30 protein-coding genes and 1 tRNA gene are annotated in these 24,153 nt (G+C 38.2%); 13 read left to right on the forward strand and 18 right to left on the reverse strand.

The window, feature by feature from the left end; translation table 11 throughout:
• Positions 1-348 precede the first annotated feature (348 nt).
• The gene (locus tag ACFW35_RS11110; protein ID WP_379833604.1) at positions 349-558 is read left to right on the forward strand and encodes a DNA-dependent RNA polymerase subunit epsilon; all 210 of its coding nucleotides are present in this window, start codon (positions 349-351) and stop codon (positions 556-558) included.
• A 3-nt stretch (positions 559-561) separates the two neighbouring features.
• Entirely contained in the window at positions 562-2,232 is a 1,671-nt protein-coding gene (gene rnjA / locus ACFW35_RS11115; RefSeq protein ID WP_379845733.1) for a ribonuclease J1, read from the forward strand.
• A gap of 45 nt (positions 2,233-2,277) precedes the next feature.
• On the opposite strand, the gene ACFW35_RS11120 is transcribed toward rnjA, so the two are convergent.
• Together ACFW35_RS11120 and ACFW35_RS11125 are read right to left on the reverse strand one after the other, a co-directional pair.
• Positions 2,278-2,943, reverse strand: coding sequence for a potassium channel family protein (locus tag ACFW35_RS11120; RefSeq protein WP_379845734.1), 666 nt, complete (start codon positions 2,941-2,943; stop codon positions 2,278-2,280).
• 198 nt (positions 2,944-3,141) lie between these two features.
• Positions 3,142-3,690: a peroxiredoxin gene (locus tag ACFW35_RS11125; protein WP_066288975.1), complete on the reverse strand. Its 549-nt coding sequence runs from the start codon at positions 3,688-3,690 to the stop codon at positions 3,142-3,144.
• 251 nt (positions 3,691-3,941) lie between these two features.
• On the opposite strand from ACFW35_RS11125, the gene ACFW35_RS11130 reads away from it, so the two are divergent.
• Positions 3,942-4,145, forward strand: coding sequence for a ChaB family protein (locus tag ACFW35_RS11130; protein ID WP_379845736.1), 204 nt, complete (start codon positions 3,942-3,944; stop codon positions 4,143-4,145).
• A gap of 15 nt (positions 4,146-4,160) precedes the next feature.
• Here the strand turns inward: ACFW35_RS11130 and ACFW35_RS11135 are convergent, their stop codons facing one another.
• From ACFW35_RS11135 to ACFW35_RS11155, 5 genes are all read right to left on the reverse strand, one after another.
• Positions 4,161-5,474: a hemolysin family protein gene (locus tag ACFW35_RS11135; protein WP_379845737.1), complete on the reverse strand. Its 1,314-nt coding sequence runs from the start codon at positions 5,472-5,474 to the stop codon at positions 4,161-4,163.
• A gap of 114 nt (positions 5,475-5,588) precedes the next feature.
• Entirely contained in the window at positions 5,589-5,834 is a 246-nt protein-coding gene (locus ACFW35_RS11140; protein ID WP_379845739.1) for a YkuS family protein, read from the reverse strand.
• Positions 5,835-6,320: 486 nt separating this feature from the next.
• Complete coding sequence (locus ACFW35_RS11145; RefSeq protein ID WP_379845740.1) at positions 6,321-7,445, reverse strand: N-acetyldiaminopimelate deacetylase; 1,125 nt, start codon at positions 7,443-7,445, stop codon at positions 6,321-6,323.
• A gap of 22 nt (positions 7,446-7,467) precedes the next feature.
• Positions 7,468-8,184 (reverse strand): 2,3,4,5-tetrahydropyridine-2,6-dicarboxylate N-acetyltransferase, encoded by a 717-nt coding sequence (dapD, locus tag ACFW35_RS11150; RefSeq protein ID WP_379845742.1) that lies wholly within the window; start codon positions 8,182-8,184, stop codon positions 7,468-7,470.
• Between the two features lie 69 nt (positions 8,185-8,253).
• On the reverse strand, positions 8,254-9,123 hold the full coding sequence (locus tag ACFW35_RS11155) for a LysR family transcriptional regulator (RefSeq protein ID WP_379845743.1): 870 nt from the start codon (positions 9,121-9,123) through the stop codon (positions 8,254-8,256).
• Between the two features lie 121 nt (positions 9,124-9,244).
• Here ACFW35_RS11155 and ACFW35_RS11160 point away from each other — a divergent pair, with 121 nt between their 5' ends.
• Positions 9,245-9,976 carry a sulfite exporter TauE/SafE family protein gene (locus ACFW35_RS11160; RefSeq protein WP_379845745.1) on the forward strand — a complete coding sequence of 244 codons (732 nt, stop codon included), beginning with the start codon at positions 9,245-9,247 and terminating at the stop codon, positions 9,974-9,976.
• A 5-nt stretch (positions 9,977-9,981) separates the two neighbouring features.
• Positions 9,982-10,341 carry a VOC family protein gene (locus ACFW35_RS11165; protein ID WP_379845747.1) on the forward strand — a complete coding sequence of 120 codons (360 nt, stop codon included), beginning with the start codon at positions 9,982-9,984 and terminating at the stop codon, positions 10,339-10,341.
• A 7-nt stretch (positions 10,342-10,348) separates the two neighbouring features.
• Here the strand turns inward: ACFW35_RS11165 and ACFW35_RS11170 are convergent, their stop codons facing one another.
• From ACFW35_RS11170 to ACFW35_RS11180, 3 genes are all read right to left on the reverse strand, one after another.
• Entirely contained in the window at positions 10,349-11,224 is an 876-nt protein-coding gene (locus ACFW35_RS11170) for a cation diffusion facilitator family transporter (protein ID WP_379845748.1), read from the reverse strand.
• Positions 11,225-11,315: 91 nt separating this feature from the next.
• On the reverse strand, positions 11,316-12,062 hold the full coding sequence (locus ACFW35_RS11175; protein WP_379845750.1) for an SDR family NAD(P)-dependent oxidoreductase: 747 nt from the start codon (positions 12,060-12,062) through the stop codon (positions 11,316-11,318).
• A gap of 102 nt (positions 12,063-12,164) precedes the next feature.
• The gene (locus ACFW35_RS11180) at positions 12,165-12,626 is read right to left on the reverse strand and encodes a CotD family spore coat protein (RefSeq protein WP_379845752.1); all 462 of its coding nucleotides are present in this window, start codon (positions 12,624-12,626) and stop codon (positions 12,165-12,167) included.
• Between the two features lie 178 nt (positions 12,627-12,804).
• Between ACFW35_RS11180 and ACFW35_RS11185 the strand changes: the two genes are divergently transcribed.
• Complete coding sequence (locus tag ACFW35_RS11185) at positions 12,805-14,130, forward strand: short-chain fatty acid transporter (protein ID WP_379845753.1); 1,326 nt, start codon at positions 12,805-12,807, stop codon at positions 14,128-14,130.
• 155 nt (positions 14,131-14,285) lie between these two features.
• Here the strand turns inward: ACFW35_RS11185 and ACFW35_RS11190 are convergent.
• Positions 14,286-14,361, reverse strand: a tRNA-Val gene (locus ACFW35_RS11190).
• A gap of 208 nt (positions 14,362-14,569) precedes the next feature.
• On the reverse strand, positions 14,570-15,127 hold the full coding sequence (locus ACFW35_RS11195; protein ID WP_379845755.1) for a phosphatidylglycerophosphatase A family protein: 558 nt from the start codon (positions 15,125-15,127) through the stop codon (positions 14,570-14,572).
• Positions 15,128-15,265: 138 nt separating this feature from the next.
• Between ACFW35_RS11195 and ACFW35_RS11200 the strand changes: the two genes are divergently transcribed.
• The 4 genes from ACFW35_RS11200 to ACFW35_RS11215 all read left to right on the forward strand — a co-directional run bounded on the left by ACFW35_RS11200 (position 15,266) and on the right by ACFW35_RS11215 (position 17,798).
• Positions 15,266-15,997 carry an alpha/beta hydrolase gene (locus ACFW35_RS11200; protein WP_379845756.1) on the forward strand — a complete coding sequence of 244 codons (732 nt, stop codon included), beginning with the start codon at positions 15,266-15,268 and terminating at the stop codon, positions 15,995-15,997.
• A gap of 59 nt (positions 15,998-16,056) precedes the next feature.
• The gene (locus ACFW35_RS11205; protein WP_077361613.1) at positions 16,057-16,572 is read left to right on the forward strand and encodes a YjcG family protein; all 516 of its coding nucleotides are present in this window, start codon (positions 16,057-16,059) and stop codon (positions 16,570-16,572) included.
• A 5-nt stretch (positions 16,573-16,577) separates the two neighbouring features.
• A complete protein-coding gene (locus tag ACFW35_RS11210; RefSeq protein WP_379845758.1) occupies positions 16,578-17,018 on the forward strand; it encodes a GNAT family N-acetyltransferase in 441 nt (146 codons plus the stop codon).
• 84 nt (positions 17,019-17,102) lie between these two features.
• Positions 17,103-17,798, forward strand: a complete 696-nt coding sequence (locus tag ACFW35_RS11215; protein WP_379845759.1) for a DUF421 domain-containing protein — start codon at positions 17,103-17,105, stop codon at positions 17,796-17,798.
• Here ACFW35_RS11215 and ACFW35_RS11220 read toward each other — a convergent pair.
• The 5 genes from ACFW35_RS11220 to ACFW35_RS11240 all read right to left on the reverse strand — a co-directional run bounded on the left by ACFW35_RS11220 (position 17,770) and on the right by ACFW35_RS11240 (position 21,606).
• Entirely contained in the window at positions 17,770-18,687 is a 918-nt protein-coding gene (locus ACFW35_RS11220; protein WP_379845760.1) for an MBL fold metallo-hydrolase, read from the reverse strand. The two genes, ACFW35_RS11215 and ACFW35_RS11220, sit on opposite strands and share 29 nt — an antisense overlap.
• 81 nt (positions 18,688-18,768) lie before the next feature.
• Positions 18,769-18,999, reverse strand: coding sequence for a hypothetical protein (locus tag ACFW35_RS11225; RefSeq protein ID WP_379845762.1), 231 nt, complete (start codon positions 18,997-18,999; stop codon positions 18,769-18,771).
• A 117-nt stretch (positions 19,000-19,116) separates the two neighbouring features.
• Positions 19,117-19,371: a hypothetical protein gene (locus ACFW35_RS11230; protein WP_379845763.1), complete on the reverse strand. Its 255-nt coding sequence runs from the start codon at positions 19,369-19,371 to the stop codon at positions 19,117-19,119.
• Positions 19,372-19,434: 63 nt separating this feature from the next.
• On the reverse strand, positions 19,435-20,325 hold the full coding sequence (locus ACFW35_RS11235; protein ID WP_379845765.1) for a hypothetical protein: 891 nt from the start codon (positions 20,323-20,325) through the stop codon (positions 19,435-19,437).
• Positions 20,326-20,457: 132 nt separating this feature from the next.
• Entirely contained in the window at positions 20,458-21,606 is a 1,149-nt protein-coding gene (locus ACFW35_RS11240; protein ID WP_379845766.1) for a hypothetical protein, read from the reverse strand.
• 120 nt (positions 21,607-21,726) lie between these two features.
• Here ACFW35_RS11240 and ACFW35_RS11245 point away from each other — a divergent pair, with 120 nt between their 5' ends.
• From ACFW35_RS11245 to ACFW35_RS11255, 3 genes are all read left to right on the forward strand, one after another.
• On the forward strand, positions 21,727-22,758 hold the full coding sequence (locus tag ACFW35_RS11245; RefSeq protein ID WP_379845768.1) for a hypothetical protein: 1,032 nt from the start codon (positions 21,727-21,729) through the stop codon (positions 22,756-22,758).
• Positions 22,755-22,898: a hypothetical protein gene (locus ACFW35_RS11250; RefSeq protein ID WP_379845769.1), complete on the forward strand. Its 144-nt coding sequence runs from the start codon at positions 22,755-22,757 to the stop codon at positions 22,896-22,898. Before ACFW35_RS11245 ends, ACFW35_RS11250 begins: the two co-directional genes overlap by 4 nt.
• Positions 22,899-23,141: 243 nt before the next feature.
• The gene (locus ACFW35_RS11255) at positions 23,142-23,525 is read left to right on the forward strand and encodes a hypothetical protein (RefSeq protein ID WP_379845771.1); all 384 of its coding nucleotides are present in this window, start codon (positions 23,142-23,144) and stop codon (positions 23,523-23,525) included.
• Between the two features lie 158 nt (positions 23,526-23,683).
• Here the strand turns inward: ACFW35_RS11255 and ACFW35_RS11260 are convergent, their stop codons facing one another.
• Positions 23,684-24,100, reverse strand: coding sequence for a helix-turn-helix domain-containing protein (locus ACFW35_RS11260; RefSeq protein ID WP_379845772.1), 417 nt, complete (start codon positions 24,098-24,100; stop codon positions 23,684-23,686).
• Positions 24,101-24,153: the final 53 nt, after the last annotated feature.

The raw sequence follows: 24,153 nt of genomic DNA on the forward strand, positions 1-24,153 counted from the left end.
GCGGATAAAAATAAATGACACAATTTCCCTCTCTGATTTTCTTCATTTTACACATACTAAGTAATAAAAAATGGAACGGAGGGCAATAAATGAAAAAGAGATTACGTTTATTAAAAAAGTTTAAAAAATGGGTAAAACAGCAAAATAATAACGGAAAACTCATCCTTAACTAATAAAATAATTTTAATGTAATTATAAGGGTAAAAGTCTCATCCCGAACAGTAATTATTTTTCACTTTTCAACGATAAAAACGAAGAGTAATGAAAAACACATGAAAAACATGTCACTTTCCTTTATAATAGAACGAAGATACTCAAATACTATAGACCGGTAAGGAGACATGAAACATGATTTTCAAAGTATTTTTTCAAACAAGCTTAACTGAGGTACCGATCCGTGAACATACACAAACGGTTTACGTAGAAGCAAAAACTATAAATGATGTTCGTAAAAAACTAGCTGACCGCAAGTACAATATTGAATACATACAAGAAATTAACGGTAAATTTCTTGAGTATGAAAAAGATACGAACTCATTGGAATTGGAGAATGTGTAACATATGAAATTTGTAAAAAATCATCAAGCCGCCGTTTTCGCCCTCGGTGGTTTAGGGGAAATCGGCAAAAACACGTATGCCGTTCAATTTCAAGATGAAATTATCCTTATCGATGCAGGAATTAAATTTCCTGAAGATGAATTGCTGGGAATTGATTACGTAATCCCTGATTACACCTATCTTGTAAAAAATGAGGAAAAAATCAAAGGGCTCTTCATCACTCACGGACATGAAGATCATATTGGCGGTATTCCCTATTTATTAAGACAAGTCAATATACCGATCTATGGCGGTAAACTTGCACTTGCTCTTATTAAAAACAAATTAGAAGAACATGGTCTGCTCCGCAGTGCACAGCTGCATGAAATCACAGAAGATGATGTTATTAAGTTCAGAAAAACTTCTGTCAGCTTTTTCAGAACAACTCACAGTATACCTGACGCGTACGGAATCGTAGTTAAGACACCTCCAGGAAATATCGTGCATACGGGTGACTTCAAATTCGATTTTACACCAGTAGGTGAACCTGCAAATATTACGAAAATGGCTGAGATCGGTAAAGAAGGCGTACTTTGCTTGCTTTCCGACAGCACCAATAGTGAAGTTCCTGGTTTTACATTATCTGAAAGACGTGTTGGTGAGAGCATCCAAGATATCTTCAGAAAAATGGAAGGACGAGTTATTTTCGCTACGTTCGCTTCCAATATTCATAGATTGCAGCAAGTTGTAGAAGCTTCAGTAGCCAACAACCGTAAAATCGCTGTATTTGGACGAAGCATGGACTCGGCGATTTCAGTTGGACAAGAACTTGGGTTTATAAAAGCACCTAAGAACACATTCGTTGAAGCAAACCAGATCAACCGCCTTCCTGACAATCAGGTAACGATTCTTTGTACAGGAAGCCAGGGAGAACCAATGGCGGCACTTTCAAGAATTGCTAACGGGACTCACCGCCAGATTCAAATTATTCCTGGAGATACAGTTGTTTTCTCTTCTTCACCTATTCCTGGGAACGCTCTTAGTGTAAGTAAGACAATCAATCAATTATATCGCGCCGGTGCTGAAGTTATTCATGGCTCACTTAATGATATTCATACTTCAGGTCATGGCGGCCAGCAAGAACAAAAATTGATGCTTCGTTTAATGAAGCCTAAATATTTCCTCCCGATCCATGGTGAGTACAGAATGCTGAAAATGCATACTAAACTTGCTGCTGATTGTGACGTACCGCCGCAGAATTCATTTATTATGGATAATGGTGAAGTATTGGCTCTTTCTCAAAACGATGCTATGATCGCAGGAAAAATCCCGTCTGGATCCGTATATGTAGACGGAAGCGGTATCGGCGATATTGGTAACATAGTACTCCGCGATCGTAAGATTCTTTCGGAAGAAGGTCTTGTAGTCGTCGTTGTAAGTATGGATATGAAGGAATTCACGATAGAAGCAGGTCCAGACATCATATCTCGCGGATTTGTATATATGCGTGAATCCGGTGATCTTATCCATGATGCTCAAAGCTTGTTAAGCAAGCATCTACAGACCATTATGAGCGAAAAACGCACGACTCAATGGTCTGAAATCAAGAATGAAATTACAGACACATTAGCACCATTCCTATATGAAAAAACAAAAAGACGCCCTATGATACTGCCGATCATTATGGAAATCTAATAGACAAACAAAAACCGTTACCCCTTTTATAGGGAAACGGTTTTTTTATTCTTCATTTGCCATTTGTTTTTCTAACCGGTTTATATCCTTATCTCCGCCAATCACAATTAAAACATCGCCCTGCCTGATCGACTGGTCAGCTTGCGGGGAGACATAGATATCTTTACCCCTTTTTACAGCTACGACGTTACACCCAAACCTTGCACGTATATCAAGTTGGATTAAGGTTTTCCCATCCATCTTCTGTGTTGCTACCAGCTCCACGATACTATGTTCATCTGATAACTCCAAGTAATCCAATACATTGTTAGAAACAATCTGGTGAGCAATACGGACACCCATGTCTCTCTCCGGATGAATGATCTTATCCGCTCCAATTTTTCGCAGCACTTTTTCGTGATAATCATTTTGGGCTTTTACAGTGATTTTTTCAACACCAATCTCTTTTAAAATCAGTGTGGTCAATATACTGGACTGAAGGTTATCACCTATCGCTACAACAACATGCTGAAAGTTGCGGATCCCAAGACTTTTTAATACACCTTCATCAGTCGAATCAGCAATTACAGCATGTGTTACGATATTTGAAAATTCGTTTACTCGGTCCTCATCAATATCAATTGCTAAGACTTCCATGCCTTGATCTGACAAAGCCTTGCACATACTTCCCCCGAAACGTCCCAGACCAATAACAGCAAATTGTTTTTTCAATGAATTCACTCCGTTTCCCGTACTAGCCTTATTTTACCATATAATATTCATTTCAAAACACAGCTTAAAAGCATCATATGTATTTCATTTATGAAGGAAACTTCTATAAACATTTCCTATAACCCTGCTAGAAAAAATTTATCTATAGAAAAATAACCCAAGAACATAGTCCTGGGTTATTCTAATAACACTTAATTATTAAACTTCTAGAGTTTTTTGACCTGGCTTCCAGTTTGCTGGACAAAGTCCGCCAGTTTGAAGTGCTTGAAGTACACGCAATGTTTCTTCAACGTCACGGCCAATGTTGTTGTGGTTTACTACAGAGTACATCAATTCACCTTCAGGAGAAATGATGAATAGACCACGAAGTGCGATTCCTTCTTCTTCAATAAGTACACCATAATCACGAGCTACTGTGTGGTTAGTATCAGCTGCCAATGCATATTTTAACTCTCCAAGACCGTTCATATCACGAGGAGTGTTGATCCAAGCCTTGTGTGTGTGAATTGTATCAGTAGAAACACCGATCACTTCAGCATCAAGATCTTCAAACTCATCGAACCGATCGCTTAAAGATGTAATTTCTGTAGGGCATACAAATGTGAAGTCCATTGGATAGAAGAAAAGAACAGTCCACTTGTCGTTCTTCATGTTCTCTTCAAGACTTACTTTTCCAAATTCTTTATTTGGTAATACTGCATCCATTTCAAATCGAGGTGCTTGTTTTGCTACCATACGTTCTGCCATAGGTAAAAATCCCTCCAAAAACTAATTTTTTTACATGGTTCATTATAGTACAAGCCTTATTTTTAGTCAATATTAAATAATAATTAATTTAAATAAGGTTCTTGTCCCCACTTCTTAATTTCTCCTTAATCATAGCAAGTTAAACGTAAAATGTGAAATCATCCGCTCAAATTAATATGCTTACATTCTCAATAACAGCGTTTAAATTGAGGATTGCTTGGGAAATCATACATTAAGGAGGTGCATTTTTAATGCCGTATGATTCATTAAAAGATTTACCTGATAGAGTCAGGGATAACCTCCCTCACCACGGTCAGGAAATCTACAAAGAAGCATTCAACTCTGCACTTGAAGAATATAAAGAAGAAGAAACAGCGCATAAAGTTGCTTGGAGTGCTGTAAAGAACAAATATGAAAAAGACGATGATGGCAAATGGAAAAGCAAAGACTCCTGATCAGCTCAGGAGTCTTTATTTTTGTGTTTCATCAATTTCTGAATCCGGTAATTTTTCAATGCCTATTTTCTTAATCTGCCTGCCTTCTAGATCAATAATCGTGAAACGGTAGCTTCCATAATTAAATGAGTGCTCTTTTTCTAAATCGATGGATCTTGTTAAAACCCACCCGCCGATTGTATCAATTTCTCTGTTATCAATATCAAGTGCAAACATGTCGTTAATTTGTGATAGCAATACTTTCCCATCTACTACCGTTTTGGTTTTTGAAATTTGCTGTATTTCAGGTTCTTCATCAACATCAAACTCATCTCTGATCTCCCCGACAATTTCTTCTAAAATGTCTTCTACCGTTACGATACCAGCTGTACCACCGTATTCATCAACTAAAACAGCCATATGCGTTTGATCTTTTTGCATTTTCACAAGTAATTTTTGAATGGGTATCGTTTCATGTACAGTGATAATAGGTCGAATATAATCTTTAAGTTCAAACTCTTGATTACTGAAATGTTCATTAAAGAATTCCTTAATATTAACTAGACCTACAATGTGATCTTTGTCTTCTTTCCCAACAGGGTACCTTGTGAATTTTTCATCACGCATAATGGCCAAGTTTTCTTCACATGTATTTTCTATAAACAAACAGACCATTTCCGTTCTGGGTATCATAATTTCTTTTGCTATTCGATCATCAAACTCAAAGATCCGGTTCACATACCTATATTCAGACTGATTAATCTCTCCGCCTTGAAGGCTTTCAGAAAGGATTAGCCTTAGTTCTTCTTCCGTATGTACAACCTCATGCTCACTAGCTGGACTGATTCCAAAAATCCGCGTTAGCAAATTGGCAGATCCATTCAATAAAAAAATAAACGGATACATAACTTTGTAAAACATGATAATCGGCTTAGCTGTTGCAAGACTCATGGCTTCAGCCTTTTGAATCGCCACTGTCTTTGGTGAGAGCTCTCCTAAAACAACATGAAGAAAAGTGATAAGAAAAAATGCAATTGAAAATGATAAAGTGTGAGTTAGCCCTTCAGATAAGCCCGCATGCTCAAATAGAGGTTTCAGAAATATTTCAACCGTTGGCTCTCCTAACCAGCCTAGACCTAATGCAGTAATTGTTATGCCAAGCTGACAGGCTGAAAGATATCCATCCAGGTTTCCCAGCACTTGTTGAGCGGCTAATGCCTTGCTGTTTCCTTCTGAAGCCAAATGGTCAATTCTCGTTTTGCGGACTTTTACGATTGCAAATTCAGTTACAACGAAAAACGCCGTTAGAATGATGAGTAAAATGATCATGAGTACGTTGAAGATTGGCATAAGATCCTCCCCATCTTTATTTACAAAAGATTTTATTAAGATTGCTCAACTATTTCCCTTTTCAAACATACGCTAAACAGAAATAAAGGGGCAGCATGGCTGTCCCCGGGAATGCTATGATTGTAATCTGCTTTCAACAGCCTGACATACTTCCTCTGCTGACATACCATGAGCGTTCAAGACAGAGCCTTGAGTCACCACGTCTTGCATGCCCATAACATTCTCATCCTGTCCGGAAATTACACAGCAATCACAGCCATTTGCATCTTGTTCCTGACGAAGTTCTACTACATCATGCCCTGCAGCTCTCAGAGCATCAGAAACATTCGTTAATGATTGTTCAACACCAATTCTAGCCATATTCCCACCTCCTTACTTTTGTTAATGTTTCCAACTCTGAGAGGGAATATGTAATGAACAATTACAGGAATTGTCTTCGTGATGTGCTTGAACTATGGGCAGGTTGTCGACTCGCGGATAAATCGCTAAAACTTTTGGATTGAGGGCTGAATTTTGTGGATTACCAGCTATAATGTGTGATTTAAGCTTTCAAAAATAAGTTGTTTTGTTTTTTTTGATTATCTTCTTTGATAAGTTGATTGGAGTGGAAGGTGCGAGACTCCTCGAAAATGAAAAATCACATTTTCTTCGTGCGATATATCGCTGCCGATGCCTTCCTTGTCCTGCGGGACGAGTGGGACAGGCGAGACTCCTGAAGGCGTAAAGCGCCAGGAGGCTCGCCGCCCGCCCCGCGGAAAGGGAGCACCTGTAACAAAAATCAACTACTTTCAAAAGTACCTTTTTCTTATCTTTAAAAACAAAAAAACGGCCGCAGCGGCCGTTTTCCTAATTTCTATTCCCTTTAAAAGTGAAATATTGGATTAAAAGGTCTACCGCATACTGAATTGCTTCTTCTTGCGGCTTTAATTTTGAATGATGAAGACCAAATGGAGTATCAACCCCAAGCCAGAACATGAAACCAGGAATTTTTTCTAAAAAATATCCATAGTCTTCCCCTGTCATAGCCTCTTTGCATTCAATAACATTCACAGTTCCTTGCTGTTTTGCAAATTCCATGAATTCTCTAGTCAGATCCGGTTCATTATCTACTTGACGATAGTTCGAACCGTAATCAATCAACGTTTCACAGTCAAAACCGCGAGAAATTCCTTCAACGAGTGCTTCAATCCGCATTTTAACCTTATCCATTGCTTCAGGAGATAAAGTTCGAATTGTACCTTCGAGTCTTGCTTTTTCGGCAATGATATTTTGCTTTGTTCCACCGGTGATTTTGCCGATCGTAACAACAGCTGAATCCAGCGGATCAATATTGCGCGAAACGATCGACTGCATCTGTGTAACAAGATGGCTAGCTGTGACTACCATGTCATTACTTAAATGCGGGTAGGCAGCATGACCGCCTTTTCCCACTAGATCTATAAAAAGTTCTGACGTATTCGCAAACAGCAATCCTTCTTTTACTGCAATGGTTCCAACCGGATATTCAGGGGCGATATGAAGCGCTGTTATCTGATCCGGCTTAAGCTGTTGAAAAAGCTCACTCTCACGCATCGGCAACGCTCCGCCAGGCCCTTCTTCCGCTGGCTGAAAAATAAATAGCAAGTTATCATCAAGCGGATTCTCTGAAAATTGGGATAAAAGACCAAGGGCGATCGTCATGTGAAGATCGTGACCACAAGCATGCATCAGTCCATCGTGCATAGACGCAAATTCATAGCCTGTTTCTTCAGTGATCGGAAGTCCATCCATGTCTGTACGATAGGCAATCGTTTTTTCGGGATTTTTACCTTTTACTTTTACAAAGATACCCGTTTCCCACGTATGCACTTCCAGATTACCCTGGTGAAAAGTGGAGATGAGATCAAGCAGATACCTTTGAGTCTTAAATTCCTGAAAGCCAAGCTCCGGTATACGGTGCAGGTCTTTTCTGATCTCAATTAATGGTTTCATCTTCTCACATCCCCTAAATTTATTAGTCGTTTAATTGACGTAGTTCTTGTCTGATTTCTGTTTTTGATTTTGTCTTTTCATCAATCTTCTTAAGAATACGTGCTGGTGTTCCACCAACAACTGTGTAAGGTTCTACATCTTCGATAACAATAGCACCTGCAGCAACAACTGCACCTTTTCCAACTGTAACGCCTTCAAGTACAACTGCGTTTGCTCCGATTACTACGTCGTCTTCAACAACAACCGGTTTAGCTGATGGTGGCTCAATTACTCCCGCCAGGACTGTACCTGCACCAATGTGGCAGTTCTTCCCTACAGTTGCACGTCCGCCTAGGACAACGTTCATATCGATCATTGTACCTTCTCCGATTACTGAACCGATGTTAATAGAAGCACCCATCATGATAACTGCGTTGTCTCCAATTTCAACTTGATCACGGATGATCGCACCTGGTTCAATACGCGCCTTAATGTTCTTCATGTCCAATAAAGGAATCGCAGAGTTGCGGCGGTCATTTTCTACTACATAGTCTTCGATGCTGCTTTCGTTTGCGCGAATTGCAGCTTCGATTTCCTTCCACTCACCAAACAATACTGCTGTATTGCCTGAAGGGAATACTTTCGTTTCGTTACCGAAATCTATATTGTCAAGATTTCCTTTTACATAAACTTTTACAGGTGTAGATTTTGTGCTGTTTTGAATAAATGAAATAATCTCGTTTGCATCCATCATTTTCATAATTGTTATGTCCTCCTTAAAAGTCATTCTGTATTGTATTAAACCACTAAATATCGAAACATTCAAACGTTATTCTCTTGTTAATTTTTGAATCAATTCCATAAACACGTTTACCTGTTTCAGTTCAGAACCCATACCATGGTGTATCAGCCATGTATCTCTTTTAAGAACATTTCCCCTTTTATCTGTAAGGGGTATTTTGAATACCTCATCCTCTGGCCGCAAGCTGATCGATGGCAAAATGGCATAGCCGATTCCGTTCAATGCCATCTGTTTGCAAGTTTCAATCTGGTCCACTACGATCGTCTTTTGCGGAGTTGTCTTAAAATGACTGTGCCACCAATCCTGAATCTCTTGATAATAAGTGGAGTGGCTTTTAAATTGGATAAAAGGCTTCGATGTCTCTGACAACTCTTCAATGGAAGAAATCGCAGTATCAACCAAGTATAGATGATCAGATAAGATATGTTCTTTACTGCCGCGCCATTCGGGATTCCCGCGGACAATCCCTAAGTGGATGCGGTCCTCATATAAATGCTTGATAATTTCTGAACTCCAGCCGGTAATAAGAGAAATATTAACGTGAGGATAAAGATTCACATATTCCTTCAAAACATGCGGCAGCCAATACTGGCCGATGATTGAAGCTACTGCTAATTTAAGTGTGCCATGAACGTGCTCTGAGAGGGATTGCAGTTCTTCCTTAACTGCTTCCTCTTTTTGCAGCACTTCATTTACATATGAAATAATCTTTTCCCCCGCTGGTGTAAGCGTCAAGCCTTTTTGGGATCTTATAAATATAATGGTGCCCCAATTGTTTTCAATGGATTGCAGCCGCTGGCTTAAGGCAGGCTGAGATACATACAATCTTTCTGATGCTTTTCTCATATTTAGTTCTTCAGCCAGTACGTGTAAAATACGAAATTCGGATAATTGCATAGCGTACCTTCTTTCAAACAATAAGTTTTACTTATAGACCATTGTACAATTTAGGTAATTTATTTTAAGTATACCGTAACATAGGATATATATGTAAACAGAAATGAAAGGATGTGTCGCTATGTATATCCTAATAGTTGTCGGTTTTTTCGCCACTTTTATTGGTACACTTTCTGGCAGCGGCGGAATGATCAACTTTCCTATTATGCTTTTATTAGGAATACCTGTTCATTCTGCTATTGCTGCTAATAAGTTTGCCAATATGTTCAGCTCATTTTCAAGCTTTTTTGTGCTATTAAGAAAAAATGACGCGAAACTTAAACCTTACTTTTTATCAGGTGCAGTAAGTTTAATAGGCGGTATTTGCGGTGGCTTAATCGCATCAGCGATCTCGAAGGAAAACTTAACCATTATCGCTTTAATATTATTAAGCGGAGCATTATTCTTAACCTTTATTAAAACCAAAAAAGATATTAGCCCTGAAAACGAAGCAAAACAGCTTCCTGCACGAAAATATCCGTTCCTCTTTGGAATCGGAGCGTATGACGGCATGTTCGGTCCTGGACAGGGCACCATGCAGATGCAGCTTTTCTTAAGAAATGGCTTTTCTTACATCCGCACCGTTTCATTTACAAGGTTCAATACTTTCTTAAGCTGTACGGGTGCAGTTGTTACTTACTTTTTGGCGGGTCATTATATGTGGGATGTTGCAATCCCTCTTACAATCGGTAGTATTTGCGGTGCACAGGTTGCCGTTAAACTCGCACCTAAGCTAAAAACAAAACAAGTTACAATCCTGATGAGGACTGTAACCGTTATGCTTATTCTTCAATTAATCATTCAATGGGGGTAGTTTCAATGAAAATTTCGGGTATCCATCATGTGCAGCTATGTATTCCTGCAGAGAAAGAATCAGAAGCAAAAATATTCTATAAAGATGTCCTTGGATTAAAAGAAATTCCTAAACCGGAAGCTCTTAAGAAAAACGGAGGAATGTGGTTCCAGATCGGCAGCCAAGAACTACATATTGGTGTAGAAGATCAAGTGTTCAAAGGAAAACATCATCCAGCCTTTTTAGTGATAGGGCTGAGTGAATTAAAAGATCACTTAACAGCTCAAGAAATCACGATTCAAAAAGAGTTACCCATTCCAGGATATAACCGCTTTTCCATTCGTGACCCTTTTGGCAACCGAATTGAGTTTATTGAACCTGAATAAAACTAATTTATTTATTCTTTCCATCTTCGGGTTCAACGTGAACTTGTATACTTTCAACATTATAAGCTTCTTTAATCGTATCCTCTATTTTCTCTGTAATCTCATGGCTTTCCACTACATTCAGAGAAGGATCGACTTTAATCGTTACATCAATGATTGCACGGTTACCATGCTTTCTTGCCTTTAAATCACCTACGTTTTCAACACCATCGACATCTAAAATCTTATGCTCCATCTCTTTGCCTTCTTCGTAATCAAATCCGTCTGAAAGGTTATGGGAAGTTTCGGTGAAAATTTCCCAACCAGTTTTAATAATAATTAAGCCTACTAAAACAGCTGCGGCAGGATCAAGCCAAGCCATTCCGATCTGCGCGCCTAAAATACCTACTGCAGCTCCAATACTTACAAATGCGTCAGAACGGTTATCTAGTGCGGCTGCCTTTAATCCTTGGCTATCCGTTTCTCTGGCAACTTTCATATTGTAAAAGTAAACTCCAAGCATAACAGCTGCACCAAATAAGGCAATAATCGCAGCTGTTAAAGAGGGCTCTGTTTCAACACCTTTAAACATCTTTTTAATGGAAGAAATCAGTACTTCTATTCCGATTACAACCATTATGAATGACGCTACCATCGAGGCAATCGTTTCTGCACGAAGATGACCATAGGGATGATCTTCGTCTGCCGGTTTTCTTGAAATTTTTAAACCAATTAAAACCGCGATAGATGCGATAATATCAGTGGCGTTATTCAATCCATCAGCAATAAGTGCATCAGAACTATAAACGAATCCTGAGACAAGCTTAACGATTGATAGAAAAATATATGCTCCTAAACTGTAGTAAACACCGCGTTCCACTCTTTTTTGCTGATCAGCTTGCATTCTCTCTTCTCCTTCATATGTAATACCTTTTTAATCATAAAGAATGGTTTCCGGGTGGGTCTAGAGCAATCTTTTTCCCTATAGGAAACAATTAGTGTTCGTAAATCATTTTCCGCGTCATCCCGCCATCGATCGTCATGTTTTCACCGGTGATAAAATTATTCTCAGGATCTGCAAGAAACAAGCAGGCTCGTGAAATATCAGATGGTTTCCCTACTCTTTTTGAAAGATGCTGTTCATGATCGATTTTTCTTAGCTCAGAATAATCTCCCGTATGGATCCAGCCGGGACTAATTGAATTAACCGTAATACGGTCTTCTGCAAAAGAAGCTGCAAGGGCATGTGTCAGCGCAACTATACCTCCTTTTGTTGCGGCATAAGCTTCAGAATGCGGCTCTGACATGAACGCACGCGTTGATGCCATGTTAAGAATTGAACCGCCGCCTGCTTTTGCCATATATCTTGCGGCTTCTCTAGAAAATAGAAAAACGCTCCTTAAATTGGTCTGTATGATTTCATCCCATTCTTCTACAGATAATTCATATGGAGATTTCCATTTTGCAATACCTGCGTTATTAATGACACAATTGAGACAGCCTAATTTATCATTTGTTTCAGACACAGCTTTTATAATCTCTTCAGGTTTTTTCACATCGCACGTAATGGAAATACTTTTCGGTTCGATATGCCGGACTTCGGCTAAAGTTTTCTCCAGCTGTTGCTGGTCGAAATCTATCAGAGAAGGAATCCATCCCGCTTTTGCAAAATCTACCGCGATTTGTTTTCCAATCCCTTGAGCTGCTCCAGTAATAAGTACAATCTTTTTAGTAGTATTCATGGCTAACCCTCCGCTCGTATTTTCTCACTACTATTCTTTCCCTATTTTACTTCAACAGAATCAAAAAAAAGAAAGCCGCCGACGGTGCCGGCAGCTTCTAAATTACTTCTTTCTCCAGCCGCATGGCGGACGCGGAGGACATGGAACACATGGAGGCGGACAAGGATTAGCCATTATGGGTGAAGTAGTTCCGCAAAGGTTCTGCTGAGTTGCTTGGTTAACAACATTCGTGTTCTGAGGGAAATAATGAACATATTTATAGTTTGTCTGATTAACCTGTGTTGTTTGAGTAGGATGAACCATTGGTACATATACATCTTGCTGATTATATTGCACCTGTTGGTTAGTAGGACTATATTGTGCAGGCAAAACTTGCGGAGGGTAATATTGCGATGGTGAAACTGGAGGATATCCGCAACCACCCATTTGAGGCATTTGCGACATAGCTCCCATTACCGGTCCCATCCCCATGGCACCCATTGTTGGACCCATTCCCATTGCGCCAGCAGCTGCTGCAGGCATTCCCATTCCCTTTTTAGGGAAAATTCGAGGGCGTTTAAACAAAAAAGACTTCTCCTTTCAAAAATCTTAAATCACATTTCTCTATATTTTATGTAGGACGACTTAAAAAGTTCGTCCAATTTACTCATAAACAAAAAAGAGGAAATTGTAGAAATAAATCGAAATTACACAAATGAATTTTTATTTATATTTCATACATTAAGAAGAGGAGAGAGATGAAATGAAGCTGCTGATTTCTTTTTCAAACAAATTGATGCAAAGGTATATGCCAGATCCATTTTTATTAGTCATTCTGCTCACGTTTTTTGTATCTGGACTTGCGCTGCTATTTACAAAGAGCACGCCAATACAGGTCCTTGAATATTGGGGTGGCGGTTTCTGGAGTTTATTAACATTCTCAATGCAAATGGTCTTAATACTCGTAACCGGACATGTAATGGCAAGCAGCCCTCTTTTTAAAAAATTGATGGGAAGTTTGGCGAAGCTACCAAAATCACCTGGACAGGCAATTGTTCTTGTTACAGTAGTCGCCCTTGTTGCATGTTGGATCAATTGGGGGTTTGGTTTAATTATCGGTGCTTTATTTGCAAAAGAAATTGCTCAGAAAGTAAAGGGTGTTGATTACCGCCTATTAATCGCAAGTGCTTATAGCGGGTTTATTATTTGGAGCGGCGGACTTTCTGGATCGGTTGTATTAACTATCGCAACACCTGGACACTTTACCGAAAAACTGATTGGAGTTGTGCCAACAAGCGAAACTATTTTTTCTACTTTTAATTTTATCATTCTAGCCGGCCTATTTCTGTTAGTACCTATTATTAACCGGCTTATGGTACCATCAAAAGATGCGGCTTTCGTAATCGATCCTGAACTGCTTAAAGAAGACCATGCACTAGAAGCAGTGAGTGGGGAAAAAGCAGAGTTAACTCCTGCTGACCGTTTAGAAAATAGTCAACTACTCTCTCTATTAGTCGGTTTACTGGGCATCTCCTTTTTAATTTACTATTTTGTTAAAAATGGGTTTGCATTAAATCTTGATATCGTTAACTTCTTATTCCTCTTTATAGGAATTCTATTACATAAAACACCAATGCAATTTTTGAAAGCGGTTACCGAATCTGTAAAAAATGCTAGCGGCATTATTATTCAATTTCCTTTTTATGCTGGTTTAATGGGTATCGTTACTTCTTCAGGACTGGTTGCCATTTTGGCAAATTCATTTATCTCTATTTCAAATGAACATACATTTCACTTATTCACATTATGGAGTGCAGGACTTGTTAACTTTTTTGTCCCATCCGGCGGGGGCCAATGGGCTGTTCAAGGACCTGTTATGCTTGAAGCAGCTCAAAATCTTGGCGTTTCCATGTCTAGAACAGCAATGGCAGTAGCCTGGGGGGATGCATGGACAAACATGATTCAGCCGTTCTATGCTCTCCCTGCCCTTGCAATAGCAGGCTTGAAAGCAAAAGACATAATGGGATACGGACTGGTCATCATGATTATTACAGGAGTATTTATTTCTGGTGCTTTCCTGCTACTATAACAAGTACGTTCATTTACGAGAAAACTCCTTGGTTCCAAGGAGTTTTTTTTGATTAGTTTTGGAACAAAGAATAGATTTTGAACCGATTCTATTCTTTAAAAATATAAAAACCCTCTTGAAAACAATCAAAAGGGTTGAAATGACTATGTTATGTATGGTGACCCGAGAGGGGTTCGAACCCCCGACCTCCACCCTGTCAAGGTGGCGCTCTCCCAGCTGAGCTATCGGATCTCTGTTTTTACGGAACAATTAAAAATATACGACAGGGCAACTAGTCTGTCAATAAAAAATTGACTTTATCAGCCTGAAAAACATTTATAAGCCTTCATTCACTTTTATGATCCTTCAAAAAATTTATGATCCTTCAACAGATTTTATGAGCCTTCAAATTTCGCTGAAAAGTATGCAAAAAACCTCCGCCAACGCGGAGGCTCCTATATCAACCTATTTTTTCTTCATTTTCATGCTGTGCAATTTCTTCAGCTGTCAGTCGCTCCTGCTTATCGCGAAGTCTGTGTGCAAGGCGGCTTGAGGCGTTGGCTGCGATGCTTGCAACCAGGTCATCCAGGAAAGTATGAACTTTTCCGTTTGCTATCTTCGTATCGAGCTTTTGAATGATGCCCATCTTAAATTTATCCAAGTGGCCAAACGTCGTAACAGCGATGCTTCCGTATCCAAATACAGCGCCGAGGGCGATCGTTTCATCCACTCCGAACAAACCTTCATCCTGTTCTACGATACTCTGCAAAGGTTCTGATAGCTTTTTTTGCTCAGCCAATATATCGAGTTCTACACCTACTAAAATAGCGTGCTGAATTTCTCTTTTCATTAAGACTGCATCGACGCTCTCAATGCATTCTTCTTTAGTCAGTCCCGGTGAAAATGGAATTTGCATTTCATAAACGATTTCTGCGATCTCAGGAATGGTGACGCCTCTTTCAATCAGCAGCCTTCTAGCTGCCGCTTCGACTTCCCTGCTGTGCACTCTATTTTTCAACAGACTTCACCTCATCTTTATGTTCACTATTAATCGTCATTCGTATTGATTCTTTCATTATAGCATTATATGTTACAATTATACGAGCCGAATGAAAACGCTTTTACTTAATATGATGTCAGAAAAGGAGGTCCGTTTATGGCCATTCTTAAAGGTTCCATTACAGACGATAAAATACAAAGCAAATATTTAGATGAATCAATAGATTTACTAATCTATCTTCCTTCACGGTTTACTCCACTAGTAAAATATCCAATATTAATTGCACAGGATGGCAGGGATTATTTTCAATTAGGAAAGCTGGCAAAAACGGCTGACCGCTTGATGGAAGAAGACCAAATAGAAGATTTTATTATTATTGGTGTGAACCATAAAGGAATTGAAGACAGAAAAGCAAAATATGATCCAACAGGTGAAAAACACGAGAATTATATTCGATTTATGGCATATGAATTAACAGCTTATCTAAATGAGAAATTTAACACATTACAGCTAGGTGCAGGCATGGGATTAATCGGGGATTCACTTGGCGGATATGTTGCTATGAAACTTAGTCTTTTATATCCGAACACCTTTGGAAAAGTGATTGTGCAATCTCCTTATATTCCAGAAGAACTGCTGCAAACCGTTGAATCTATTGAACAAATGCAAACATTAACGATCTATCATTCCATCGGAGATGAAGAACATAGCTTCACAAATCCCGAAGGAATAACAAAAGATTTCCTTGCACCAAACCGCAGGATGAACAAGCTGCTAAACAATTTTGCACTGGATTATGAATACTCGGAGTTTCAGGGTAATCATCTTTGGGTAAACTGGCAAAAAGATTTAGTCCCCGCATTAACGTTTCTTTACAATAATCGCTAACTGTGGGAAATAAAAAGAATATTTGGTATACTATTTCAAAAGATGAGGGAGGAAGAATTATGAAATATGGTATTGCAATTTTTCCATCAAAAAATCTTCAAGACAAAGTAAATTCCTACCGAAAAAGGTACGATCCACACTATGCCCTTATCGCACCTCACATCACGTTAAAGGAACCATTTGAGGCGACTGAAGAAGAGCTTCAGGATCAGATTTCCTATATCTCATCTGTTGCTCAGAACATTAATCCATTTTCAATAAAGATTAACAAGGTGGGCTCCTTCCATCCTGTTAATAATGCAATCTACCTAAAAGTAAACGAAGCTGAAGAATTAAAGTCACTGCATGATCAGCTGTACTCAGGTCCGCTTGAACACCAGCAGCCTTATAATTTCGTTCCCCATCTAACATTGGGGCAAAAGCTCTCTGACGAAGAGCATTCAGATGTCTTGGAGCGTCTTCGTATGATTGACATTGAACACGAAGAACGAATCGATCGCTTCCAGCTTCTATACCAGCTGGAGAATGGATACTGGACAGTATATGAAACGTTTCGTCTTGGAAAGGGTGTCTAAAAGGTTTGATTAAAAAGTATACATCTGATGAAGAAGGCTACAAAGATGCATTAGAAGTTAGAAGAGATGTTTTCGTACGTGAACAGCAAATTGACGAAAGCGAAGAAATCGATGAGTTTGAAGATTCCGCTGTTCATTTTGTGTTGTACGATGAAAACAGCAAGCCTGTTGGAGCGTCCAGACTTCGCGATGTAAAGGGTGAAGGTAAAGTTGAACGGGTTTGCATCCTTTCATCACACCGAAAAAAAGGATTAGGTGAAGAATTGATGAGAGCTATGGAACAGATTGCAAAAGATCAATCTTTTCCAAGCCTTATATTATATGCACAAATTCAAGCAGAAGACTTTTATAAAAAACTGGGGTATGAAACCACTTCCCCAGAACCATTTTTAGATGCCAACATACCACATGTAGCCATGAAAAAAGTATTGAATTCGTCCCAGTGACGGAATCAATACTTTTTTAGTTTATAAACGTCCTATCTCGTCAAAACTGAACAGTAATACGATTATTATGAGGAGATACGGTTGATGGACATACATGTGGGACAACTAACTACAGAACTGATTGTGGGCTTTCTGGCTCTTTTTATCCTTACAAAAATTTTAGGAAAAACTCAAATTTCACAGATTACTCCATTTGATTTTATTTCGTCAATCTTTTTAGGCGAATTAGTGGGTAATGCAATGTATGATGACGAGACTTCTATTTTTGTAATTTTGTACGCTATTTTAATATGGGGTTCTCTCGTATACCTGATAGAGATCATCTCACAAAAATTCAAAGGTACTCGTAAAGTGCTAGAAGGTGCGCCGACTATTGTTATCCGCAAAGGATATTTAGACCGTGATCAGCTAAAAAAAAGCAAGCTTGATATAAATCAGCTGCAAAACTTAGTCAGGCAAAAAGGATACTTCAGTCTTCGCGAAGTCGAATATGCCATCTTAGAAACAAACGGCACACTTAGCATATTGCCGAAATATCAATACGGATCACCAAATAGACAAGACTTGAATATGCATACAGGGCAACAGCCTGAACTTCCTGTTACTCTAATTCTAGATGGAGAAATAAATACGGATAATCTTTCAACCGCTGGAATATCAAAAAAGAAACTATTAAATCAGATTCATGAGCATGGTTATAAATCTGTTGAAGAAGTTCTTTATGCAGAATTTTCAGAAGGGAAACTGTTAATCATGCCGATGACTGACCCGAAAAAATAATAGGTCGCCCTTCTTTTATGGTATAAACCGCTTTCCCTTCTTCAATTAGCTGAATTAAGTATGCTGTTATAGCTGTTCTGAATAAAGAATACATTCCGAAATTTGCAGATTCAATCTCATGTTTAACAAGCATTTTTGCAATGAGGTCTTCCAACGAAAGACCGCGATCGCCACACGCAATCAAGAAATTATTCATTTGGCTCAATAGTCTTTGGTGGACTTCAATATTCTCTCTTAACGTATCCTTGTACTTATCTGAAAAAGCACCATGTCCCGGGAGCATTCCGTCTACTTTTACATGAAGAAGATAATCTAGTGTTGAGAAATTTAAAGCGGAGTCAACGATAAAAGGAATCTTATGTTTTTCTATAACTTCCTTGCCGAGAAACGCATCAGCTGCAAAAAGTATCTCATTGTATAAAATCCCGTATTGGTTATGACTATGACCAGGCAAATGAATGAATTCAACTTCAAACGAACCATCGCTCCAAATTCCTGACTCACAAATTTCATCAATTTGTATGGAGGGAGCTTCTAAAAATTTGTTCCGCATCTCTTTTAATGGTATATTGCCATGAAACAAGTACATCGGTTCTAGAATAGGATATCTCATAATGGCTTCTTCAAGTGAAGGAGCTATTGTATGAACTTTATAGTTTTTTTGTATATATTGCGCGCCTCCAAAATGGTCAGCATGTGCATGAGTAATAAACAAATGCGTAATTGGAAGCTTTCTGTCCTGCAGCATTTTAATGGCTTTTTTTGCAGCAGATGACTCAAGACCTGCGTCGATCAGCATACCTGCACTTCTATCCTCGCTAACGATGTAACCTATATTGACAGCACTTTTAATATAAAAGCAACCCTCTTTAATTTCAATAAATTCCAACGGGATCACCTCAGATGTTGGTTAATAGTTTTTTCTGTCTCGGTAACTCTTTTTCGGATTAAGACCAAAAAAAGAAACCTATTAAATGGTTTCGTTAATTATCAATCCTTTTCCTTCTATTTCACTTAAGACTTGGTGAAACCTCTTTTTTCCTTCGACTGTATAACTACTTTTTGGGTTTGAAGATGTATGAACCGTGTCATTATGAATGGGTGGAACACTTGAAACAACCGGAAGTCCAGGTTCAGCTTTTTCCATCCTGCTGGCATATTGCATCCTTTGTATAGGTATATACGGTAAAATATAGCCCATATACAACATCTCCTTTATTATGTATTTCTTTTTTCTTTTCCCTTTTCCTTCTAAGTTAAGCCTATTAAATAAAGAAAGAGCACCTTTAAGGGGCACTCTTAAAAACATGTGAATTGCTTATTCCCAAGGATCATAATATTCGCCGGAGCTGGAGCTAGAAGAAGATTCATATTTTTTATGGTTAGATCCATATTTAGAAGATGAAGATTCATGCTTTTTGTGGCTGGATTCATGTTTGTAAGAGCTTGAGCTAGAAGATTCCCAATGATGTTCATCTTCATGGATAATGATTTTACCTGCTTTAATAATTACTTTATCTGCATAAATCTTTTTATACTTCTTATTATTCTTACAGTAAAAACAATCTTCCATGTTTCAACCTCCTCGTATAGTACATCTTATGCATGTCTAACGAGTTGGTTATAGGCTGTCTAACTAAAAATTTATAGCTATATGATTTATTGCTTTAGTTCGATATTTTTGTTTATGGAAATATACAAAAGCTTCAACTGTGATATTTTCATCAATCTTGCTCTTGATTGGTATCTGAAAATCATCCAAAGAGAGTCTGTCACCGCTCTTGAATTTCGTTTCACGCAGCGGACAAATCCATATTTCCCCTCGTTCCTTTGCTTTTTCAGCCCAATCATTATCCATATACATCCAGGTAGACTGCAGCATTTCATCTTGTGTTGGTGATGAAATTAAGGAAATAATTTTCCCTTTTATTGCAGAAGATTCAGCTGGCTGAAAACGAAAACAGATATACGGATTTTCAAGTGTTTCGGTTCCTGTATTTTCAAGATAGAATGATCCGCGTACAAAACCTTTTCTATCTTTTGTAAAAATAACAGAGTAATCAAAGTAACTCATACAATTTAACTCGTTTTTATTTCTGGGTACAGTTGTTTCAGGTTCTTGTTCTGTTTCCTCAAACACTGGCTCCGCTGATCGGTTAATGTTAAACCTTTTTTCCATGCTTTTTATTCTTTGTTGATACAGGTCTATTTGCTGATCTTTGTCATTTAATTCTTGCTGAATGCTGCTTAATAATTCCTCATAACCCTTCATTCTTTTTTCCAGCTCATGCTCTTCCATACGATTTAACTTTTTAGAGAGATCTTCCACTTGCTTTCGTAAATGATCAATTTCCCTTTCTTTTTCTTCGATCAGCCGAAGGGAATCATTTATATTTTTTTCATTTTCTAATTGCTCCAACGTTTCTTCTGCAAACACCAGCTTCTTCTCGAGTTCGAGTGCTTTTTCTTTGTAATATTCTACCCTTGATATGAGCCGCTCATAGCTTAATTTGTCTTTTGTTCCCATGCATCTTCCCCCTTGCAAAATAGGCTCTTTTCTTATTGTATGTATACCCTATCCAATCGTTCACTTTTTTTTCTCTAACAAAAAGGACCAACTGGTTTCCAGCGGTCCTTTTTACTCTTCAGATCTTTTGTTTTAACTGTGTTGCAAGCAATTTTCAACAGAGATTTCACCATTATCAGCTGTGACTGTTCCTGTTGTAAATACTTTTTTGCCATGTGAGTTAATCAATTCAACCTCGAACATACTGCCATTTGGAGTGTCAACAAGAGCTAAATTAAAATCCAGCTTTTCTCCTTTTTTATCATGGTTATTAACTTTTCCTTTTCCGGAGATGGTTAATTTCTTTCCACCCATGAATTTATCGCAGCATAATGTGTCTTGATTAAATTCTGTTGCTGTAAAGCTAAAGTCTCTTTCACCATCAGATGTGTCAGTATCATTAAAGTTCAGCAAGAATTTGCTGTTAACCAGCTGGAAATTCGGACAAATATCAACTAATACAGTTGCACGGCCAGTTTCTGTTGCTCCACCTGACTCGCTTGTTAATCCGCTTGCCTCTCCTTCTGCTTTGCACACACAATCGGGCCTGGGAAATATGTCAGGGCATTGTTCCGGGAACGTTACCGGTGGACACATTTCTTTTATAGTTTCTTCTGCTTCTAAATCATTTTCACGTGGTGAACAGAATTTAGCCAATACCTCTAGTTTTACTTCAGCTTCAACTTGGATGTCGACGCAGAAAGTAATATCTAATGTAAAAGATCTAGGTGCTGGACTGTTCAACAAAACAGTACCAGATGGCACACGGGCTAAGATTTTTGTAATACGACAGAATAGGTCTGTTCCGTCTGGAAAGCACAGTACAAAAGATTCAAAAACAGAAGCGTTTACCAATAGTTCTGTTACTTCTTCACCGTTTCGGTCTACAACTTTCACCTTAATATCAGTTGTAAACAGAAGTTCAACTAGCTGTGCATCTGCAAACCCACCGTTAAGTGCGACGGTTACATCTCTCTTTTCTCCTACTTGTTCGCATAGAAAATGATCAGCACATTCATCATGTGTTTCGTGTGAAAGCGGGAATGCTGGTGGTGTTTTAGGTACTTTTGTAATGATTCTTAACGGGCGACGTCTAGGATCATCTAAAGCATCTTCTATTTTTGCAATTTGTTCAGGAGTAAAAGAAACAGTTTTTCTTACGCTTAGTGCATCCGTCACCCAGTCGTAAACTTTCTGTACGCGGATACACTCATCCTGCAAGTGTTTATGATTGTTTCCCATTGTTTCCCTTCCTTTCCTCATCATGATCTGAAGATTCCATACATACTATGGGAATAGAGTGGGTTATGACACAAGTACGACTGCCTATTTTTATAGTCAAGACTTCAAGGAGGATTATTTATGAGATCAATTTTGTATAACAACCAAAAAGTGTGTGAGTTAACACCATTAGAATATGAATCTCTTTGTCGCTTATTGCCATACTGGGGCTTGCAGATCTCTGAAGACGAAAATATCTCAGGTGCACTATCCACTTTTACCTTGGGAATTAAAGGTCTATCACAACAGAGGCTTAGAGAGCTGAGTCAACTTTTATATCACACAGGCTTAACCATAACTTCGGATGACCATGCCAAATGTGATCAAAGATTTTATGTTGATTTTCATGCAAATCATCCTATGCCTTTAGCATTGAACACTCCGGACAAACAGCTCTATTACTTAAATCCAGCGACATCGTTTCGTTTGCCCGTTCAATCTGCCATTCATAAAGGGATAACACTTAAACGAAAAGACGGACCTCTCTTTTTAGCAGTACAGCCGGAATATGAGGAAAAAATTGCAGAATGGATCAGCTATCTTGTTATACAAACCTTCTTGCGTTTTTCGTTTGAATCCTTAACCTCTATCTCAGAAGATACTTTTATGTCATGTGCTGAAAATGTGCTTAATCAAGTAAACTCTCGATTTGCATCTGTCCAGATACCTGAGCGAATTAAAAGTCCAATAAGCGAAACAAAAGTTGAGGACCAAAAGGAAAATAATACCAAGCTGTATAAAAAGAAGCTTCCGGATGATGATGCATTTTTTGAAGAAGTAAATAGTGAAAATACACACAAAAAGCTGCATGGACCAAAAGTTACATCTCCTCCTATCAGACCTTTTTCGTCGGCAGGTTCTTTAATTACAAATCCAATACAGAAACCATATGATCAAGGTCAGTTCATTTCAAGGAATTCACAGCCCATAAATCCGTTTAAGCCAAAGTCAGGAACTGAACATCCCATTCAGCCTTTTAAACCAATTCTGTCTAATAAAAAGGAAAAATCCGTCATACGTCCATTTCAGGCAAATCAACACACCCCGTCATCCAACAGAGAATATAATAACAACGCATCCAGGATATTTAGACAGAGGAGAGATGGAAAGTGACTAAGGATGAATTACAAAAGCTTTATGCTGAAATAAAAGCAAACAAATACAAGAATGCCCGTTCATTGCTTAAGCAAAATACAAATAAAGGCTGCAGCTCTTGTGGGAAGGTAACTTGGAAACCAAATAAGAAATCTTAAAAAAAGCTGCAGCAGGCAGCTTTTTTTATTGAAAAAGGAATGAAAAATAAGTAATAACATTTCTTTCAATTAAACTATTTCACTAAACTAGACTCCTTTTTTAATAATTATAGATTCCAGTGAATGTGAAATTAAAAAGCCCTTTTTTGTACAAGTAGGTATCAATCCATTCAAAAGGTGGCCAAGCATAATATAGTATATTAAGCCTGAAAAATCAGGTAGCTTTAAAAGGAGGAAAAATGAATGAGTTTATTTCAAAATGATTGCGGTTGTAATAATTCTGTAGCCGGTGCACAATCAAACAGACGTTCTGTAGCCGGTGTACAATCAAACAGACGTGATGAATGTGAAGGTTGTGTTTGTGACCAACTTAGAAATTTGACTACAGGTACTGAAATAGAAGCAATCTTTGTTAATGGAAGAGACATTCTCGATGACGTCGACGATACTATTTTTGTATGCTTTGACCGAAAAACTTGTTGTGCTACTTTTGTGGCAGAAAAAGACAACGGCGGCGGTTACGGCGGCGGCGGTGGCGGCGGTTACGGTGGCGGCGGTAACGATAGAATCTTCTTTACTATAGATTGCCGCAAAATTGACACTATTTTCATTGAAAAAAGAAACTAATTTAATTTAGTGAATTCTGTTCGGCTGATTGTAAAAATCAGCCGTCTCTTTTTTTATAAAAAACATTAAAGCTCTTCCTTCAAAATAAAAATTTAGTGAATGGAATCCGAATCTCTTGCAACAGTTCTCCAACCAAATCTTCAAATCGTTTTCCTAACTCAGAATAAAGTAAAACCAGTTTTCATTCCCATAGCTTCCATAACATCTTCAATTCTATCTTTAGTAGCGCCATAATACTCATTTCTTTCGTCTCTTGATACCTGTGAGTCTGGGACTCCCATTTTACTTGCTAATTCTTGTTGGCTCATTCCAATATAGATTCTATATGCTATAAGTGTTTTTCCTATATTTGTAAAATTAATAATTGGATCAAATTCTCCACGTTTTATTTTTTCGTAATACTCTACTTCTTCTTTAAGTTGTTCATGGAATGAAATTTGTGGCTCAATTGCCACCTGAACTTGTTCATCTGTGAGTCCCATTTGTTTAAATCTTTCTTTTTCGTTCTGAATAAATGCTTGATCTTCTCTAAGTTTTAGTAAAGCTTTTTTATATGCAGCTTCAGTTCTTATCATTTAATTCATCTCCTAAATATTTTTAAATGTTAAATTCAAGAGGCATTTTCCTA

The organism is Fictibacillus sp. NPDC058756, from assembly GCF_042746035.1.
Classification (GTDB): domain Bacteria; phylum Bacillota; class Bacilli; order Bacillales; family Fictibacillaceae; genus Fictibacillus.

Coding starts and splice junctions, on each gene's coding strand:
- ACFW35_RS11215 (WP_379845759.1), top strand. CDS start 17,103: ATGGACATACATGTGGGACAACTAACTACAGAACTGATTGTGGGCTTT.
- ACFW35_RS11140 (WP_379845739.1), bottom strand. CDS start 5,834: ATGGCTAGAATTGGTGTTGAACAATCATTAACGAATGTTTCTGATGCT.
- ACFW35_RS11165 (WP_379845747.1), top strand. CDS start 9,982: ATGAAAATTTCGGGTATCCATCATGTGCAGCTATGTATTCCTGCAGAG.
- ACFW35_RS11145 (WP_379845740.1), bottom strand. CDS start 7,445: ATGAAACCATTAATTGAGATCAGAAAAGACCTGCACCGTATACCGGAG.
- ACFW35_RS11175 (WP_379845750.1), bottom strand. CDS start 12,062: ATGAATACTACTAAAAAGATTGTACTTATTACTGGAGCAGCTCAAGGG.
- ACFW35_RS11245 (WP_379845768.1), top strand. CDS start 21,727: ATGAGATCAATTTTGTATAACAACCAAAAAGTGTGTGAGTTAACACCA.
- ACFW35_RS11230 (WP_379845763.1), bottom strand. CDS start 19,371: ATGGAAGATTGTTTTTACTGTAAGAATAATAAGAAGTATAAAAAGATT.
- ACFW35_RS11255 (WP_379845771.1), top strand. CDS start 23,142: ATGAGTTTATTTCAAAATGATTGCGGTTGTAATAATTCTGTAGCCGGT.
- ACFW35_RS11130 (WP_379845736.1), top strand. CDS start 3,942: ATGCCGTATGATTCATTAAAAGATTTACCTGATAGAGTCAGGGATAAC.
- ACFW35_RS11235 (WP_379845765.1), bottom strand. CDS start 20,325: ATGGGAACAAAAGACAAATTAAGCTATGAGCGGCTCATATCAAGGGTA.
- ACFW35_RS11240 (WP_379845766.1), bottom strand. CDS start 21,606: ATGGGAAACAATCATAAACACTTGCAGGATGAGTGTATCCGCGTACAG.
- ACFW35_RS11110 (WP_379833604.1), top strand. CDS start 349: ATGATTTTCAAAGTATTTTTTCAAACAAGCTTAACTGAGGTACCGATC.
- ACFW35_RS11135 (WP_379845737.1), bottom strand. CDS start 5,474: ATGCCAATCTTCAACGTACTCATGATCATTTTACTCATCATTCTAACG.
- ACFW35_RS11125 (WP_066288975.1), bottom strand. CDS start 3,690: ATGGCAGAACGTATGGTAGCAAAACAAGCACCTCGATTTGAAATGGAT.
- ACFW35_RS11170 (WP_379845748.1), bottom strand. CDS start 11,224: ATGCAAGCTGATCAGCAAAAAAGAGTGGAACGCGGTGTTTACTACAGT.
- ACFW35_RS11155 (WP_379845743.1), bottom strand. CDS start 9,123: ATGCAATTATCCGAATTTCGTATTTTACACGTACTGGCTGAAGAACTA.
- ACFW35_RS11225 (WP_379845762.1), bottom strand. CDS start 18,999: ATGGGCTATATTTTACCGTATATACCTATACAAAGGATGCAATATGCC.
- ACFW35_RS11160 (WP_379845745.1), top strand. CDS start 9,245: ATGTATATCCTAATAGTTGTCGGTTTTTTCGCCACTTTTATTGGTACA.
- ACFW35_RS11185 (WP_379845753.1), top strand. CDS start 12,805: ATGAAGCTGCTGATTTCTTTTTCAAACAAATTGATGCAAAGGTATATG.
- ACFW35_RS11260 (WP_379845772.1), bottom strand. CDS start 24,100: ATGATAAGAACTGAAGCTGCATATAAAAAAGCTTTACTAAAACTTAGA.
- dapD (WP_379845742.1), bottom strand. CDS start 8,184: ATGAAAATGATGGATGCAAACGAGATTATTTCATTTATTCAAAACAGC.
- rnjA (WP_379845733.1), top strand. CDS start 562: ATGAAATTTGTAAAAAATCATCAAGCCGCCGTTTTCGCCCTCGGTGGT.
- ACFW35_RS11200 (WP_379845756.1), top strand. CDS start 15,266: ATGGCCATTCTTAAAGGTTCCATTACAGACGATAAAATACAAAGCAAA.
- ACFW35_RS11205 (WP_077361613.1), top strand. CDS start 16,057: ATGAAATATGGTATTGCAATTTTTCCATCAAAAAATCTTCAAGACAAA.